This is a genomic window from Pseudogulbenkiania sp. FW507-F1, from assembly GCF_058781125.1.
The window spans coordinates 1-16077 of record NZ_JBYSWM010000031.1; the positions used below are offsets into that span (position 1 = coordinate 1).

Annotated in this window: 12 protein-coding genes; 11 read left to right on the plus strand and 1 reads right to left on the minus strand. The window is 63.0% G+C overall.

Going from position 1 to position 16077, the window contains the following annotated elements:
- The 11 genes from AC3WG5_RS16255 to tssA form a co-directional block, all read left to right on the plus strand.
- Positions 1 to 1284: DUF2345 domain-containing protein (locus tag AC3WG5_RS16255; RefSeq protein WP_492569600.1), on the plus strand; the 1284-nt coding region annotated here is incomplete at its 5' end.
- 2 nt (positions 1285 to 1286) lie between these two features.
- Positions 1287 to 3416: a phospholipase D-like domain-containing protein gene (locus AC3WG5_RS16260; RefSeq protein WP_492569602.1), complete on the plus strand. Its 2130-nt coding sequence runs from the start codon at positions 1287 to 1289 to the stop codon at positions 3414 to 3416.
- 75 nt (positions 3417 to 3491) lie between these two features.
- Complete coding sequence (locus AC3WG5_RS16265; RefSeq protein ID WP_492569603.1) at positions 3492 to 4481, plus strand: SEL1-like repeat protein; 990 nt, start codon at positions 3492 to 3494, stop codon at positions 4479 to 4481.
- A 13-nt stretch (positions 4482 to 4494) separates the two neighbouring features.
- Positions 4495 to 4758 (plus strand): type VI secretion system baseplate subunit TssF, encoded by a 264-nt coding sequence (locus tag AC3WG5_RS16270; protein ID WP_482582995.1) that lies wholly within the window; start codon positions 4495 to 4497, stop codon positions 4756 to 4758.
- A gap of 7 nt (positions 4759 to 4765) precedes the next feature.
- Complete coding sequence (locus AC3WG5_RS16275; RefSeq protein ID WP_492569605.1) at positions 4766 to 6121, plus strand: hypothetical protein; 1356 nt, start codon at positions 4766 to 4768, stop codon at positions 6119 to 6121.
- Positions 6122 to 6216: 95 nt separating this feature from the next.
- Complete coding sequence (gene tssF, locus AC3WG5_RS16280; protein ID WP_492569607.1) at positions 6217 to 8073, plus strand: type VI secretion system baseplate subunit TssF; 1857 nt, start codon at positions 6217 to 6219, stop codon at positions 8071 to 8073.
- A complete protein-coding gene (gene tssG, locus AC3WG5_RS16285) occupies positions 8037 to 9053 on the plus strand; it encodes a type VI secretion system baseplate subunit TssG (RefSeq protein WP_492569609.1) in 1017 nt (338 codons plus the stop codon). The genes tssF and tssG overlap by 37 nt, the downstream gene beginning before the upstream one ends.
- A 62-nt stretch (positions 9054 to 9115) precedes the next feature.
- Positions 9116 to 11743: a type VI secretion system ATPase TssH gene (gene tssH / locus AC3WG5_RS16290; RefSeq protein WP_492569611.1), complete on the plus strand. Its 2628-nt coding sequence runs from the start codon at positions 9116 to 9118 to the stop codon at positions 11741 to 11743.
- A gap of 10 nt (positions 11744 to 11753) precedes the next feature.
- Entirely contained in the window at positions 11754 to 13178 is a 1425-nt protein-coding gene (locus AC3WG5_RS16295) for a hypothetical protein (protein ID WP_492569613.1), read from the plus strand.
- Positions 13175 to 13438, plus strand: a complete 264-nt coding sequence (locus tag AC3WG5_RS16300) for a PAAR domain-containing protein (protein WP_492569615.1) — start codon at positions 13175 to 13177, stop codon at positions 13436 to 13438. The genes AC3WG5_RS16295 and AC3WG5_RS16300 overlap by 4 nt, the downstream gene beginning before the upstream one ends.
- 43 nt (positions 13439 to 13481) lie before the next feature.
- Positions 13482 to 14579 carry a type VI secretion system protein TssA gene (gene tssA / locus AC3WG5_RS16305; RefSeq protein ID WP_492569617.1) on the plus strand — a complete coding sequence of 366 codons (1098 nt, stop codon included), beginning with the start codon at positions 13482 to 13484 and terminating at the stop codon, positions 14577 to 14579.
- 101 nt (positions 14580 to 14680) lie between these two features.
- Here tssA and AC3WG5_RS16310 read toward each other — a convergent pair whose 3' ends face one another.
- Complete coding sequence (locus tag AC3WG5_RS16310) at positions 14681 to 15880, minus strand: ammonium transporter (protein ID WP_492569619.1); 1200 nt, start codon at positions 15878 to 15880, stop codon at positions 14681 to 14683.
- Between the last annotated feature and the right edge of the window lie 197 nt (positions 15881 to 16077).

Here is a 16077-nt window from a genome sequence, read left to right on the forward strand (position 1 = left end):
CTGTCGTCCGAACACGGCGCCACCCAGCTCAACCAGGGCTACCTCGTCCACCCGCGTGCCGACGGCAAGGCCACGCCACGTGGGGACGGCTTCGAACTGCGCACCGACCGCCACGGCGCGATCCGCGCCGGCCACGGCCTGCTGCTCAGCACCGAAGCGCAGAACGGTGCTGGTGGCAAACAACTGGCGCGCGACGGCGCGCAAAGCCAGCTTGATGCGGCCCTGAGCCTGAGCCAGTCCCTCGGCGAGACCGCCACCGCGCAGCTGGCTGACACGCTGGAGACCGGGCCGGCGGAAATCAAGCCAGGCAATGGCAAAGGCGCGAATAAAGCCGACGGCCACCTGCAGCACCACGTCCAGGCGCTGAAGGCCTGGGAGGCCGGAACCAATACCAATAAAGATGGCAAAAACTCCCCCAACGGCGCGGGACAGGCAGGCCAACAACCGCTGATGGTCCTGTCCGCCCCGGCCGGCCTCGCCGCAACCACCGACAACAGCCTCACCCTGGCGGCTGGGACGAATATCGACCAAATCGCCCAGCGCGATACCCAACAGACCTCGGGCCGGCGCTGGCTGCACAACGTGGGGCAGCACATCAGCCTGTTCGTGGCCGGGGTGAAGGACCGGATTGCGCTCAAGCTGATCGCGGCCAAGGGCAAGGTGCAGGTCCAGGCGCAGAGCGATGCGATGGAGCTGACGGCGGATAAGGATGTGGCCATCAGCAGCCTGAGCGCCAGCCAGCTGTTCAACGCCAAGAAAGAAGTGCTGCTGACTTGCAGCGGTGCCTACATCCGCATCAAGGACGGCAAGATCGAACTGCATGCACCGGGCAAGGTGAGCTTCAAGGGCGGCAGCCACGACTGGAGCGGGCCGGCGAAGATGTCCCCGACACATCCATCCTTTCCACAGCATGCACCGGCATTCCCGCTCAGCATCAAGGTGGACCAGTCGCCGCTGGGGGTGAAAAGCAGCTGGAGCGGCATGCCCTACAAGCTGTATGCCGATGGCGCCTTGCAGGGCCAAGGCGTGATAGACGAACAAGGGCACATTCAGGTGCCGCACCGCGTACTGGTACAGAAATACAAGCTGGAACTGGCTAATGGCGTGGTGTACGACATTCCAGTTGCTGTGGATTACCACAACCCGGCGCAGGGTGAGGCGGCGAATGCCGGTTTTCACAAACACACTGCCGGAGCTGCACCAGACGGCGGCCGTAACAAGCTGCAGGCATCGGCACGTGAAGATTTTCTGGCGCTGTTCAAACCGGCCGGCAAGGGCGAATAAGCATGGGAAACAAAATTACGACGCCGGTTGCGGCCAACCAGGGCCTGCAATGCACCATCACTCCGCCGTGGTTCGTGCAGCAATCGGAATACTGCCCGCTGAACGGTACTTTCGACTTCCTGATCAATGGTGAGCGCGCGTTTGCCGAGGTGCACAGCGCCATCGCCCTGGCCAAAAAGTCGGTGTACATCATCTGCTGGGGTTTCCAGCCGTCGATGTATTTCGTACGCAAAGGGGCAGAAAACATCCGCTATGACGAGCTGCCGGAAGCAGTGCCGGCACAGATCGGAAAACTGCTGGAATACAAGGCCCGCAACAATGTGCAGGTCAAGGTGCTGTGCTACGCCTTCGAGGACATTCCCGCTCGGGCGGCCACCATGGCACGGGAAAGCGCCAAGGGTGCCAGGGGGGGCGTAGGTGGTGCTGTTGTCGGTGCGGAAAAAGGCGCCGCCACGGATGACAAGACCTACGTCAACGTCACCGGGGTAAAGGCAGGTCTGGGAGAGTCCAACACCCCGGGACGGCACAATCTGCGCCTGTCGGATCAGCCCTCCACCAGCACCGATCAGATGCAGGAATACGATATTGCGTGGTACGAGCGCTACGACCACAAGCAGGAAAAAGCCGACATGGCGCGCAATGCCAAGCAGGCCAAGTCGGACGTCACCATGCAAAATCTGCAGTTCTACAGCCGGGACTTCACCGATCAGGATCGAGCGTTCCTGCTGGCGCATGACTATACCGACAAGCATGTCAGCCGCACGATGCGCTATGTGCTGGCGGGTACTCCCAGTCACCACCAGAAAACCGTGCTGGTCGACATCGAGAGCCCGGCTGATCACCTGGCCTTCGTGATGGGGCACAACATGCTGGATGCCTACTGGGATACCAGCGCGCATAGCATCCAGAAGCGCCAACCTCATGCCCCCTGGCTGGGGCCAAATGGCCTGCTGCCACGGCAGGACTTGTCCAGCCGTCTCAGTGGCCCAGCATGTGGCGATGTATATCGCAACTTCCGGCAAGCTTGGCAAAAGGCAGCCGGGCAGGCGCTGCCGGAGATCGATACCAGCCACTACCCGCTGCACGACAAGCGCGGTCAGACATTGCAATGCCAGATCGTGCGCACCCAGCAACAGGTGCGCAGCCAGGGCAAGGCGGTGGAAGACATCAAGCAGGCTTACCTGCAGGCGGTGAACAACGCCACCCAGAGCATTTACATCGAAAACCAGTACTTTCGCTGGCCACCGCTGGCCGATGCCATCTGCCAGGCGGCACAAGCTCAGACTGGCGGTGGGCGCGACCCGGGCAAGCACGGCTCGCTGCACCTGTTCGTGGTGACCAACAGCAGCAACGACGGCATGGGTTCCGGCACCCTGAAAAGCTACCAGATGCTGGACAAGCTGGGCCGTGCCGACACCATTCCCGGTGTGGCGCGCACCAAGCGCATCGAAAACCTGGATGCCGGCATCCGCCAGGCAGAAGGCCAGGCACGGCGCGCCGCCGCCGGCCTGCCCAACCCGGTGCTCTACCCCGGTGGCAAGTACCCGCCAGCCTGGCAAAAACAGGCCGAGCAATACCGCCAGGCGGAGCAAAAAGTGCAGGAGCTGAAGCGGCAGCGCGACGAGCTGGCCGACAAAAGCAAGAAAGACCACGAAGTCATCACCCCGCAGGAAGTACCCGGCCTCAAGGTGCATATCTGCACCCTGGTGCCGCCGGACACCCCGCCGTCGCCCGACAGCTACTACGTGCAAATGGTCTACCCGATGACCGCGCGTCGCGTCAAGCGCGAAGGCAAGCAATGGCAGGAGGTGTACATCCACAGCAAGCTGATGATCGTCAACGACACTTTCATGACCCTGGGCAGCAGCAATATCAACACCCGCAGCATGCAGGTGGACAGCGAACTCAACCTCGTCCACTGCAACCCGCAGGTGGCGCGGAAGGCGCGCCTGGACTTGTGGAATATCCACACCGCTGGCAAGGGCGCACAGGCGGATGTGGGGCAGGCGTTCAATTCGTGGAGGGATATCATCAAGGAAAACAAAGACCGCGAATCTGTTCGCAAACAGCTCCCTTACGCCTCGCTGCGCGGCTTCCTGCGTACCGACCCCACCATCTCGGACAAGGACTAGCCCATGCGCCACCTGCTACTCCTCTCCACCCTGCTGCTGGCCGCCTGTGGCGGCAGCACCATCAAGAGCCCGGACATGGACACCATCAATACCCTACCCACCCGGCTGGAAGAACAGCTGGCCTTTAGCTGCACCTACGAGCAGGCGCGCACGCCGAAACGCGACCCGGAAGCCGAGCAGCTGTTCCAGCATGCGCGCTGGCTGCAGAAGAAAAATCTGCTGAAGAACGATGCGGCGAAATACCCGGCCTTCGAGCGGCTGTACCGTATTGCCGCCGCCTGGGACCACGACAAGGCGGCACACAACCTGCTGCTGATGCTGATGCGTGGCCAGAGCGCCAGCGAACTGCCGGTCACCGAGAGCGTGGATCTGGTGCAGGGGCTGGTGGATCGCGGGCTGCCGCTGGGTTACTACGACATGGGCGTGTTGCTGTACCAGGGTCATGGCGTAAAGGGGAGCGAAGGACAGGCCTTGCAATACATGCGGCATGCAGCCGATCTGGGGAGTCCGGATGCGCAGTATTACATCGGCGACAAGCTTTTCATGATGGGCTCTGGCTATCCGGAAGCCTTCAAGGCAGGACTCGATATGAAGCGCTGCGCGGCAGACCAAGGACACAGCGAAGCCGCTATCGAGTATGCGACCAACCAAAAAAATGACAAAAACTACCCCGTAGCTCTCAAGTATTACCAGTTGGCAGTAAAAGCCGGTGATGAAACAGCGGCCTTCAAGCTGGGGAAGGTATTTCTCGCCCCTCCGCCCAGCGACGAACTTGATTACTTGGCGCTGGCCAAGGACGAAGAGCGCTCCCGTCGCTACAACATCCTGTCCGACATCCTGGGCCGCTACTCCTACCTCCACCCTACGGTAGAAGACATCGACGATATTGTGCCCTTGCCACCGGCCAAGCTGCCGCCGTGGGATGGCAAGATCAAGTGGTTGACGGACTGGGAAAGCAATGTGCCGCCGCCGCTGCCTGGCGAAGCACGCATTGCCGAGATGGCCAAGGCCAAGGGCTTGAACCCGGCCACCGGCATACCTGCAACCACTACGGGGCAGCCATGAGTTTGCGTCGTCCATGCCACCGGCTCCTGCCGCTGCGGCCAACGTTGGCAGAGGCCCGTCAGCCGCAAGTCTCCAGCGCGCTGATGGCCATTGCCAACCATCTGGAACAGCAGCTTGCCTGTACCCGGAGGTGGCTGCCAGCTTTCTAGACGTGAAGTACCCGCACTACCTGCAGCCGATGCCGGCGGCCACCGTGGTGCAGTTTGAGTGCGATGCGCAGCGGCCGGAGATCGGTAAGCGCTACTGCAGCGGGCCTCATACGCAGATTAGCTTTTGAGATACTCGTGAAGGTAATAAAAATGAATAGATGGTTGGTTTGTTTATGTTGTGCCTTGAATATGCTCATTATAAAGCCAGCAATTGCAGAGGATGTGATGCTCAGTCAACTCGCGGGTAGGTATGTATTGTCTGACAGTAGCTGGGTGCCAAGTAGTTTGATTTTGTCACCGTCTGGTAATTTTGCGTGGTATATGCAGAGTTATGGTGAGCATTGGGTAAGTGGCTCCTGGAGTGTGAAAGAAGGAAATATTATTTTGCGAGCGGATGAATATAAGGGGAAAGCTGTTTATCAAAAAACCGCCGCTGACAGTGCGCCGGCAACACCCAGAAAAGATAGCGGGCATACTCTTGCTGCGTATGTCGTAGGTGTTGGCCGTAGAGGAATGGAAAATAGCGAAGTTCTTTTTGAGAACGACAAGGGGCAGCGGCAGTCATCACAACAAACCAAGCTGCCAGGTTTTTTTGTGGCAGAGCTGCCTGAAAATTGGGGAGTGTGGCGTCGTATTGGATTACGCCAGGGAGGGTCTGAGCAGCCCTGGCAGTGGTTTTCGGCCAGTGACTCGGATCGGGCTATCAATATGATGAGTTTCAGGTTGGTAAATGCAAACTTGGTAGCCCCAGTTTTTCGTGAATCCAAGTTGACGCTAGCGGGGGGCGGCAATTTGGAGATGTCGCAGCCAGCGCTGGATTTGCCGATTTCTGAATATGAAACTCTGGAATATCGTAAAGAGAGTAAGCAACTGAATGAGCAGCAGCTTGTTGGGCGCTATAAGGCAGTGGATTTTTCCTATGAGCCAGAATTGGTATTGAAAGAGGATCATACAGCTACGTGGAAAACCATGAATCGGGATAAGTACATTCTAGAAGGGGTGTGGAGTGTTGATAATGGTTTCTTGAGAATGACGAATCACATGCCTAGTGAAGTTCCTGTTTATCATCTAATGGCTAAAGAAGAACTTAATGTTGTAAAGCAGGCGCTGCCTGACGAGTTGATAGCGATTGTCGGTATTCCCGGGGTTGGCGGGGCAGATGGTATAGAGACCAAATTTGAAGTAAATGGAAAGGTTGTAGGTAGTGCAGTAAGCGATAGAACCGGCGATGCCATCCTGAAATGGAAAGGCAATGCCGACAAGTGGTCACGGGTGGCGGTGCGGCGTGCAAAGAGTCGCGATCCTTGGGTTTGGTTGGAAATGCCCATTGAGCGGCGACAGGATCGTATTGTGGGTATTGCCATTAATGATAGAGGGTTGACTAAGCCGATGGTGCCGGAGCTGATTTTCGGGCAGGCGGAAGATGGCACATTAATAGCTCGCGAGCCACTAACAATGACAGTGGTGCAATATGAAAAAGTGGCGAATTGATATTGATAATGTGATTTGGTACTGAGCGCGAATAAGAATTTAGTGGCTAGTTGTTTGGTTGAGAATTGAAAAAATATTATTTGCTGGGCGATTAGATGCTCGAATCCCTCCTCCCCTATTACGAACGCGAGCTCGGCCATTTGCGCGAGCTGTCGGGCGAGTTTGCCCGCCGTTACCCCAAGATCGCCGGCCGGCTGCAACTGGAAGGCGACCAGTGCGAAGACCCGCATACCGAGCGGCTGATCGAGGCGTTCGCCTTTCTGGCGGCGCGCGTGCACAAGAAGCTGGACGATGACTACCCGGAGGTGGCTACCAGCTTTCTGGACGTGCTGTATCCGCATTATCTGCAGCCGATGCCGGCGGCCACCGTGGTGCAGTTTGAGTGCGATGCGCAGCGGGCGGAGATCGGCAAGCGCTACCGTGTCGAGCGTGGGCAGGCCGTGCAGGCGCCGTCGATCCAGGGCGTGAGCTGCAAGTTCCGCACGGTGTATCCGGTCGATCTCTATCCTTTGCAATTGCAGGAGGCGAAGCTGGAGCTGACCAGCGGCTCGCCCTATTTGCGCAGCCTGGCGCCGGATGCGGCGGCGGTGCTGACCCTGCGCTTGCAGACCCAGGGCGGGGTAGGGGTGGATGCCATCGATCTGCAGTCGCTGCGCTTTTTCCTGGATGGTGAGCCAGCGCTGATGCATCTGCTGTACGAGATGCTGCTATCCAACGTACTGAGGGTGCAGGCTGGCGACGGTAGCGAGAATCCGGCGCGCACGCGTGTCCTGAACGCGGATTGCCTGCAGCCGGTGGGCTTCGGTCGCGACGAGGGGATGCTGGAATACGACGAGCGCTCGTTCATGGGCTACCGGCTGCTCTCTGAGTATTTCTGCTATCCGGACAAGTTCTTGTTCGTCGATCTGTTGGGGCTGGCCCCGGTGGCGGCGCGGCTGAGCGGTGATACCGTGCTGCTGCGTCTGCACCTGCGCGATTACCCGGACAGCGAGCGCCATCACCGGCTGCAAAGCCAGTTGCAGCCTTCGCATCTGAAACTGGGCTGCACGCCGCTGATCAACCTGTTCGTGCAGCCGGGCGAGCCGATCCGTGTCACGCATCAGAAGGCCAGTTACCCGGTGCTAGCGGATGCGCGCAAGCAACAGGCCTACGAGGTGGTGCAAATCCGCCGCGTGGTGCGTGTGGAGAAATCCGGCGAGGGCGACAGCAGCGAGGAGGTGCCGCCGTTCTACGCCACGCGCCATGGCAGCGGGCCGGCGCCGCGTTTTTACTGGCATGCCAGCCGCGAGCCGTCGGTGCGGCAGGGTGACCGTGGCACCGACATGGCGCTGCACCTGGTGGATCTGCAGTTCGACGCGGTGCGCCCGGCCGGTGAGGTACTGAGCCTGGATTTGTTGTGCAGCAACCGCGATCTGCCGGAGCAGATTCCTTTCGGCGGCAGCCAGGCTACCCAGCGCACGGATTTCCAATTGCCGGGGCATTCGGTGGTGAAGCGGGTACGCTTGTTGCGCAAGCCCGGTGCCAGCCAGCGCAGTCCGTTGGGACGGGCGGTGCAGTGGCGCCTGATCTCGCACCTGTCGCTCAATTACATGTCCATCGTCGATTCCGGACGCGAGGCGCTGCAGGAAATGCTGACGCTGTACAACCTGGGCGATGCGGCGGCCAATGTGCGGCAGATTCAGGGCATTGTCGGCATCCGCAGCGAAGCGGTGGTGCAGCGTGTCAACGGCCGCCATTTCTCCGGTTTCGTGCGCGGCACCGAGATCACCCTGACGCTGGATGCCGATTACTACGTCGGCGGCAGCGTGCACCTGTTCGCCTCCCTGCTGGAGCGGTTCTTCGCGCTGTACTGCGCGCCCAACAGTTTTACCCGCCTGCGTGTCAGGACGGTGCAACGTGACGAGGAGGTGGCGGCATGGCCAGCCCGAGCCGGCGAAGCCCTCGTGATCTGAAGCTGGCGCTGGCCAGGGATGCCAGCCAGTTCGGCTTTTTCCAGGCGGTGCGTCTCCTGGGCTTGTGCGAAGGTTCACGCCGCCAGCGGCGCACGCTGCCGGCGCAGTTGCGCTTCCGCACCCTGGCGTCGCTGTCGTTTCCGGCCAGCGAGCTGGTGCAGTACCAGCCAGCGGCGGCGGAGGGCACGGCTCCCGCCGAGATGACGGTCAGCTTCATGGGGTTGACCGGGCCCAGCGGGGTGTTGCCGACGGCGTATACCGAGCTCTTGCTGGAGCGGCGGCAGCAGTACCGCGATACCACCCTGCATGCCTTCTTCGACCTGTTCAGCCACCGCGCCATCGCCTTGTTCTACGCGGCCTGGCGCAAGTACCGCTTCTGGCTGGCCGAGGAGGCCGGCGAGCAGGATGGCTTCAGCCACAACCTGCTGGATCTGGCCGGGGTCGGTTTGGGCCGGTTGCGTGGGCAGGCGGCGCAGGGCGGCCTGCTGGATGAGCGGCTGTTCATTTATTACGCAGGCCTGTTGAGCCAGAAGCCGCTGTCGGCCCTGACGCTGCAAACCTTGGTGGAGGGGCTGTTCGGCACCCGTGCCCAGTTGCAGCAGTTCGCGGGGCTGTGGCTGGAGGTGCCGTTGGCCGAGCAAAGCCAGTTGGGTGGCCAGTCCTGCGAACTGGGGGAGTCGCTGTTCGCCGGCGAGCGGCAGTGGGATCGCCAGACCAAGCTGCAATTGCGCCTGGGGTGTTTGCGTCGTGCGCAATTCGAGGCCTTGCTGCCGGGGGGAGATGGAGCTCGCGCCTTGCAAGCGCTGATGCAGTTTGCCGTGGGGCACCAACTGGCGGTGGATGTCTGCCTGGTGCTCGACAAGCGCGATGTGCCGCCGGCACGGCTGGATGCAGATGCCCCATTGCGGCTGGGGGCCAGCAGTTGGCTGGGGGCGCAGGCAGCCGACCCGGACGACGTGCGCTATGCGCTGTTGCACTGAGCCTTGCCTGGCATGGCGCCTAGCCTGACCCGACCTTATTCACTTTATCTGATGGAAACACTATGTCGGTATCCCTGAAATCCCTGATCGAGCGCCTGACGCCGCTGGCACGGCAGAGTGTAGAGCAGGCCGCCAGCCGCGCCTTGTCCCGCACCCACTACGAGATCGAGATCGAGCATGTGCTGTTGACCCTGCTCGACCAAGACATGAATGCCGCCCGCGCCGCCTTGCAGGCGGCCGGCATCGATCTGGCCGATTTGCAACGGGGGCTGGAAGCCGCTCTGGATAGCTTCCGCACCGGTAATACCCGCAACCCGGTGCTGTCGGCCTGGTTGCCCAAGTGGCTGGAGAAAGCCTGGCTGCTGGCCAGCGCGGAGTTCGGGCAGGAGAGCGTGTCCACGCTGGATCTGCTGTTGGCGCTGTTGCGTGATGAATCGCTGCGTCCGGCGGTGCAAAGCGGCTGCCCTGCCTTGTTGCGTATCGAGGCGGGTCGTTTGCAATCGGCTTACGCCGCGCTGCGCCAGCATGGCGGGGAGGGCGGCGGGCCGGTGGCGGTCACCGAGCCCGATCAGCCGGCGGAGATGCCGGCCGGCAAGGTTCGCGGCAGCGCGGCACTCGATAAATACACCATCGACCTGACCGCCCAGGCGCGTGCCGGCAAGATCGATCCGGTGCTGGGGCGCGATGGCGAGATCCGCCAGATGGTCGACATCCTGATGCGCCGCCGACAGAACAACCCCATCCTGACCGGCGAGCCCGGCGTGGGCAAGACCGCGGTGGTGGAAGGGCTGGCGCGCAAGATCGTGCACGGCGAGGTGCCGCCGGTCTTGGCCGGTGTCTGTCTGCGCACACTGGACCTGGGGCTGTTGCAGGCCGGTGCCAGTGTGAAGGGGGAGTTCGAAAACCGTCTGCGTCAGGTGATCGACGAGGTGAAGGCGAGCCCGGTGTCCATCATCCTGTTCATCGACGAGGCGCACACGCTGATCGGCGCCGGCGGCGCGGCCGGTCAGAACGACGCGGCCAACCTGCTCAAGCCGGCGCTGGCGCGTGGCGAGCTGCGCACCATCGCGGCGACCACCTGGGCCGAGTACAAGAAGTATTTCGAGAAGGACGCCGCCTTGGCGCGCCGCTTCCAGGTGGTGAAGGTGGAGGAGCCGGCGCCGGAGGTAGCGGTGCAGATGGTGCGCGGGCTGACGCACGCCATGGCCGCCCATCATCAGGTGGAAATCCTCAACGAGGCGGTCGCCGCCGCCGTGCATCTGTCGAGTCGCTACATCACCGGCCGCCAGTTGCCGGACAAGGCCATCAGCGTGCTGGATACCGCCTGCGCCCGCGTGGCGCTGTCGCGCGCCGGCAAGCCGGGACCGATCGAGGACGTGGCGGTGCTGATCGCCAATGCCGAGCGCGAGATTGCCGCCTTGCAGCGCGAGGAGGGCCACGCCGAGCGTATCGCCGAGCTGGAGGCTCGGTGCGGCGAGTTGCAGGCCGACCTGGAGCGCCTGCACACGGTCTGGGAGGCGCAGCAGCAACTGGTGGCCGAGATCGACGAGCTGAAACAGCAGCAGGGGGAGGTTAAGCCGGCCAAGGGCAAGAAGGTCAGCCCGCTGCAGGCCAAGCGCCAGGCTTTGCGTGAGCTGCACAAGCAGCAGCCGCTGGCGTTCGAGTGCGTCGACGAGAGTGTGATCGCCGACGTGATCGCCGGCTGGACCGGTATCCCGCTGGGGCGCATGGTCAGCAACGAGCTGGCTCAGGTACAGCAGCTGGCGCGGCTGTTGGGGGAACGGGTGATCGGCCAGGATCACGCGCTCGAGCAGATCGCCGAGCGGGTGCAGATTGCCAAGGCCGGCCTGGAAGACCCGGGCAAGCCCAAGGGGGTGTTCCTGCTGGTGGGGCCATCCGGCGTCGGCAAGACCGAGACCGCGCTGGCGCTGGCCGAGGCCTTGTACGGCGGCGAGCGCAATCTCATCACCATCAATATGTCGGAATACCAGGAGGCGCACAGCGTGTCCGGGCTCAAGGGCTCACCGCCGGGCTATGTCGGCTATGGCGAGGGTGGAGTGCTGACCGAGGCGGTACGCCGCAAGCCGTATTCGGTGGTGTTGCTGGACGAGGTGGAGAAGGCGCATCCGGACGTGCTGGAGCTGTTTTTCCAGGTGTTCGACAAGGGGGGGCTGGAGGACAGCGAAGGGCGCGAGGTGGATTTCAAGAACACGATCATTCTGTTGACGTCGAACGCCGGTACCGAGCTGGTGATGCGGGCCTGCGAGCACGGTGTGACGGTGGAAGGCGAGACGCGCGAGCCGACGCCGGACGATCTGGTGGAAATCCTGCGACCCACCCTGCAGCAGGTGTTCAAACCGGCCTTCCTGGGGCGCTTGGCCATCGTGCCGTACTTCCCGATCGACGACGAGGTGTTGCACGCCATCGTGTGTCTGAAGCTGGACAAAATCCGCCAGCGCATCGCGGACAACCACGGTGCCAAGGTGGAGTTTCCGGATGAGCTGGCAGGCGTCATGGCGGCGCGTTGCCTGGACGTGGACAGCGGTGCGCGCAACGCCGACGCCATCCTCACACGCACGTTGCTGGCACAGATTTCGAGCGACCTACTCGCCCGCATGGCCAGCGGCAAACCGGTGAAGAAGATCGCCGTGGCGCTCAAGGGCGAGCAGCTCAAGGTTCGCATCAGCTAGGGGGGGCAAGATGCTGAAACTGCTGGCCGTACTGGCCCTGATCTTCCTGCTGTGGTGGGGGGCGTTGTGGCTGCTGATTCCAGTGGAGTGGCAGCAGATCAGCCCCACCGTCATGTTGCTGGCGCACCTGTTGCCGCCCTTGCTGCTCACCGCCTTGGGGTATGCCTGGCGATTGCATCAGGAAAAACGCGAGCAGGCCGCCGCCCAGGCGCAAGCCGAGTCGGAGGCCGCGGCGCAGCAGGCCCGGCGTGACGAAGCCCGGGAGACGCATCTGGCCGTGCTGCGCGAACGGCAACAGATGGTGAGCTGCCGCTGGTTGTCGGTGCAGGCTGTAGTGCAGAGAGAGGAGCCGGCCTGGCTGGACGAGTTGCCACCCGCCTGCCAGTGGATGGTGCGGACGCGCGACGAGTGGGAGCCTGGCGACGAGGTGCTGGACGGCCTGATGCCGTGGCTGGAAGAGAGCTTGCAGGCCTTGTACGCCGAGCTGCCGGGGGCCGCCTCGCTGCCGCTGCTGTTGGAGGTGTTGCCGCGGGTGTCGGGGATCGAACAGGTCGGCCGCGTCAGGCAGTGTCAGGAGGTGGCGTGGCTGACCGCTCAGGGGGAGGGGCCCCTGCCCACCAGCGATTGCCGTTTCCTGCCCGGCAGCGGCACCGTGGCCGACCGCGTGATGCAGTTCCTGGCGCAAGACCCGGAGTTGCCGGGGGCTGTGGTGCTGGCAGCTGACGCCCCACCGGCCTGGCCGGATGAGGAGGAGCCGGATGCGGCGATTCGGGCCCAATGGCTGCAACTGGGCCGCCCGGGGGCCGCCGTGGTGCTGTTGCTGTTCTTGCGCGACGGGCTTGCCGTTTCGACTGACAGTGCACTGGAAGCAGGGCGCGACCCTTATCTGCCGTATTGGGAGCGCGAGGGCGTGACGTCTCCCGCCGGTTGGGGGCGAGTGCCGGAACACACCCGGGCGGCGCTGGCAGCCTTGCCGCACCTGGCCCGCCTGGCCCAGTCCAGCAGCGGCGAGGTGCAGCGGCAGGGCACCTTGCAGCTGACACGCCAACTGCAGCCCTTGCTGGACAATGCACTGGTGAATGCCGCACTGCTGGACTATCCGTTCAGCACCGAGGAGGCCGACCCGAAGCGCAACCAGGCTGACAGTGTGGCCTGGCTGGTGCACAACTGCGGCGATGTCGAGGTGGGCGGCACGCGCCTGGCCGCCATCTCCAGCAGTCTCACCCGTTACCAGGTGGGCCTGCACCCCATCGATGACGCCAGCAACCTGGTGCGTGACTGGGGGGATGTCGGGGCCGCCGCGCCCGCCATGCTGGCGGCACTGGCGGTGACGCACAGCGCCCGGCTGCAGGCACCGGCCATCATCACCCAGTTTCACCACGATCAAGCCGCGCTGGCGCTGGCCCGGCCGGCAGTACAGGAAAACCTCGCATGAAACGCGTCATTCGTCTGGGGGACCCGACCAGCCACGGCGGCATGGTGGTGAGCGCCGCCTCCAGTACGGTGCTGTTCGGCAAGCCGGTGGCCTTGCTGGGCGATCAGGTCACCTGCCCGCAGCAGGGGCACAGCAACTGCACCATCGTGGAGGGCGACAGTAGCTGGCTGGTCGGCGGCAAGCCGGTGGCGCTGGAAGGCCACAAGGTCAGCTGCGGCGCCACGCTGATCGCCACCCTGCCGGAGTTGGGCAAGGGCTAGTCCGTTCCGTTTTCCTTTTTCTTTCCGAGATATCACCACAACGATGCAGAACCCTTCTGTTGCGCTTTTGCTGGCCCCCTTGCCGGGCGGTCATCCCGCCGGGGAAGACCTGGCTTATTCCCCCTTGTTCGACCAGATCCGCGAGGCCCGGCGCAGCGATGATCCGTTGCTGTCCCAAGGCGACTGGGAGCAGGCTTTGAAAGTGGCCGAATGGCCCAAGGTGATCCGCCTGTGCGAGGAGGCCCTGAGCCAGCGCAGCAAGGATTTGCAACTGCTGGTTTGGTATGCCGAAGCCCAAGTGCAGGTACATGGTCTGGCCGGGCTGGCGCAGGGGCTGGCAGCCTTGGCCGACTGGCTGGAGCATTACTGGGAGAGTGGCTACCCGGAGTTCGCTCCGTATGATCTGGATGAGCGGGTGGGCAAGCTGGAGTGGCTCAACCTGCAACTCGGCGTGGCTATCCGCAGTAGCCCACTCGTCAAGCCCGAGCATGGCGGTTACAGCTGGCAGCAGTGGAGGCAGTCCCGCGAGGTGGATAATCTGGGCCTGAAAGATCCGGAGGCGAAACTGGCGGCGTTGGCCGAGGGAAAGCTTGCCGGGGAGGACTTCGACAAGGCAGCCACCTTGTCGGGTCATGCCTGGTTCGCCAGCCAGGCCGAGCTGCTGTTGGCGTCGCTGAGTGCCTGCGAGGCATTGGACAAGCGACTCGATGAGCGTTTCGGCGATGAAGCACCGAGTCTTGCCGAGGTGCGCAACGCCATTTACGCCTGCCAGGAGCTGGTGCTGCGTTACCGCCAGCAACTGGGCGGCGCTGCGGCGGTCGCTACCCCCAGCGCCGCGCCTTCCCATACCGCGCTGCCGGAGAACACCGCCATGCCTTCTGCCATTCCGACAACTCCATCAGTGACGGCACCGGAGCCCACTTTCGACGGCCAAGTCCGTAGCCGCCAGCAGGCGGTACAGATGTTGACCGAGGTCGCCCGTTACTTTCGTCACAACGAACCGCACAGCCCGGTGGCGTTGCTGGCCGAGCGTGCTGCACGCTGGGCGGAAATGAGCCTGGAAGAATGGCTGCAGCATGTGGTGAAGGATGACTCGACACTGCGCCAATTGCAGGAGCTACTGGATATCAACCACAGCTGAACGGCCAGGACGGCGGTGTCACGATTGGCAAAAAGCCCACCTTCAGGTGGGCTTTTCGCTGGTGTTGCTCTTGTCTTTGCCGGAACGTTGCCGGGCCGCACCTACCAGTTGCTCTCGCGCTCCGGCGTGGCGGTGATCTGGTGGATGGACAAATCGGCGCCGTTGAACTCTTCTTCCTCGCTCAGGCGGATGCCGACGCTGCGCTTGAGCAGGCCGTACACCAGGTAGCCGCCACCGAAGCCGACGGCGATGCCGCCCAGCGTGCCGATCAGCTGCGACATCAGGCTGACATGGCCGGCGCCGCCCAGCCAGGGTTGGCCGAACAGGCCGGCGGCGATGCCGCCCCAGGCGCCGCACAGGCCGTGCAGTGGCCATACGCCCAGCACGTCGTCGATCTTCCAGCGGTTCTGCGTCAGTGTGAAGAGCTGGACGAACAGCGCGCCGGCGATGGCGCCCACCACCAGGGCGCCGGCCGGGTGCATCAGGTCGGAACCGGCGCACACCGCCACCAGTCCGGCCAAGGGGCCGTTGTGGATGAAGCCGGGGTCGTTCTTGCCGAGCCACATTGCGGTGAGCGTGCCGCCCACCATGGCCATCAGCGAGTTGATCGCCACCAGGCCGGAAATGCCTTCCAGCTTCTGCGCGCTCATCACGTTGAAGCCGAACCAGCCGACGATCAGGATCCAGGCGCCCAGCGCCAGGAACGGGATGCTGGACGGCGGGTGCGCGGCGATGCGGCCTTCCTTGCTGTAGCGGCCACGGCGTGCTCCCAGGTTCAGCACGGCGGCGAGCCCGATCCAGCCACCCACGGCGTGCACCACCACCGAGCCAGCGAAGTCATGGAAAGGTTGGCCGAAGGCGTGCGTCAGCCAGTCCTGCACACCGTAGTGGTTGTTCCAGGCGATGCCCTCGAAGAACGGGTAGACGAAGCCCACCAGCAGGAAGGTCGCGGCCGACTGCGGATGGAACTTGGCGCGCTCGGCGATGCCGCCGGAGACGATGGCCGGGATGGCGGCGGCAAAGGTGAGCAGGAAGAAGAACTTTACCAGGCCGTAGCCGCTTTCGGCGCCTAGCACGCTGGCGGGCTGGAAGAAGTGCACGCCGTAGGCCACGCCGTAGCCGATGAAGAAGTAGGCGATGGCGGAGACGGCGAAGTCGGTGAGGATCTTCACCAGCGCGTTGACCTGGTTTTTCTTGCGTACCGTCCCCAGTTCGAGGAAGGCGAAGCCGGCGTGCATGGCCAGGATCATCACCGCCCCCAGCAGCAGGAACAGCACGTCGGAAGTCGAGGAGTGAGTCATGAACGGTCCCAAAGATATTTTTGTGCTTCGCCTTGTAGCAAAAGCAGTGCCAATTCATGGTGCACGTGATGCATGACGGGGCATGCCTGCACCGGATTGGCGTATCGGGACGATGGGAGGGGATAGGAAGGCGTCGCGACGAGAGAATTTCACGGCGACTCAAGTCAAATCGCACCAAATGAGATCACGTCATGGTG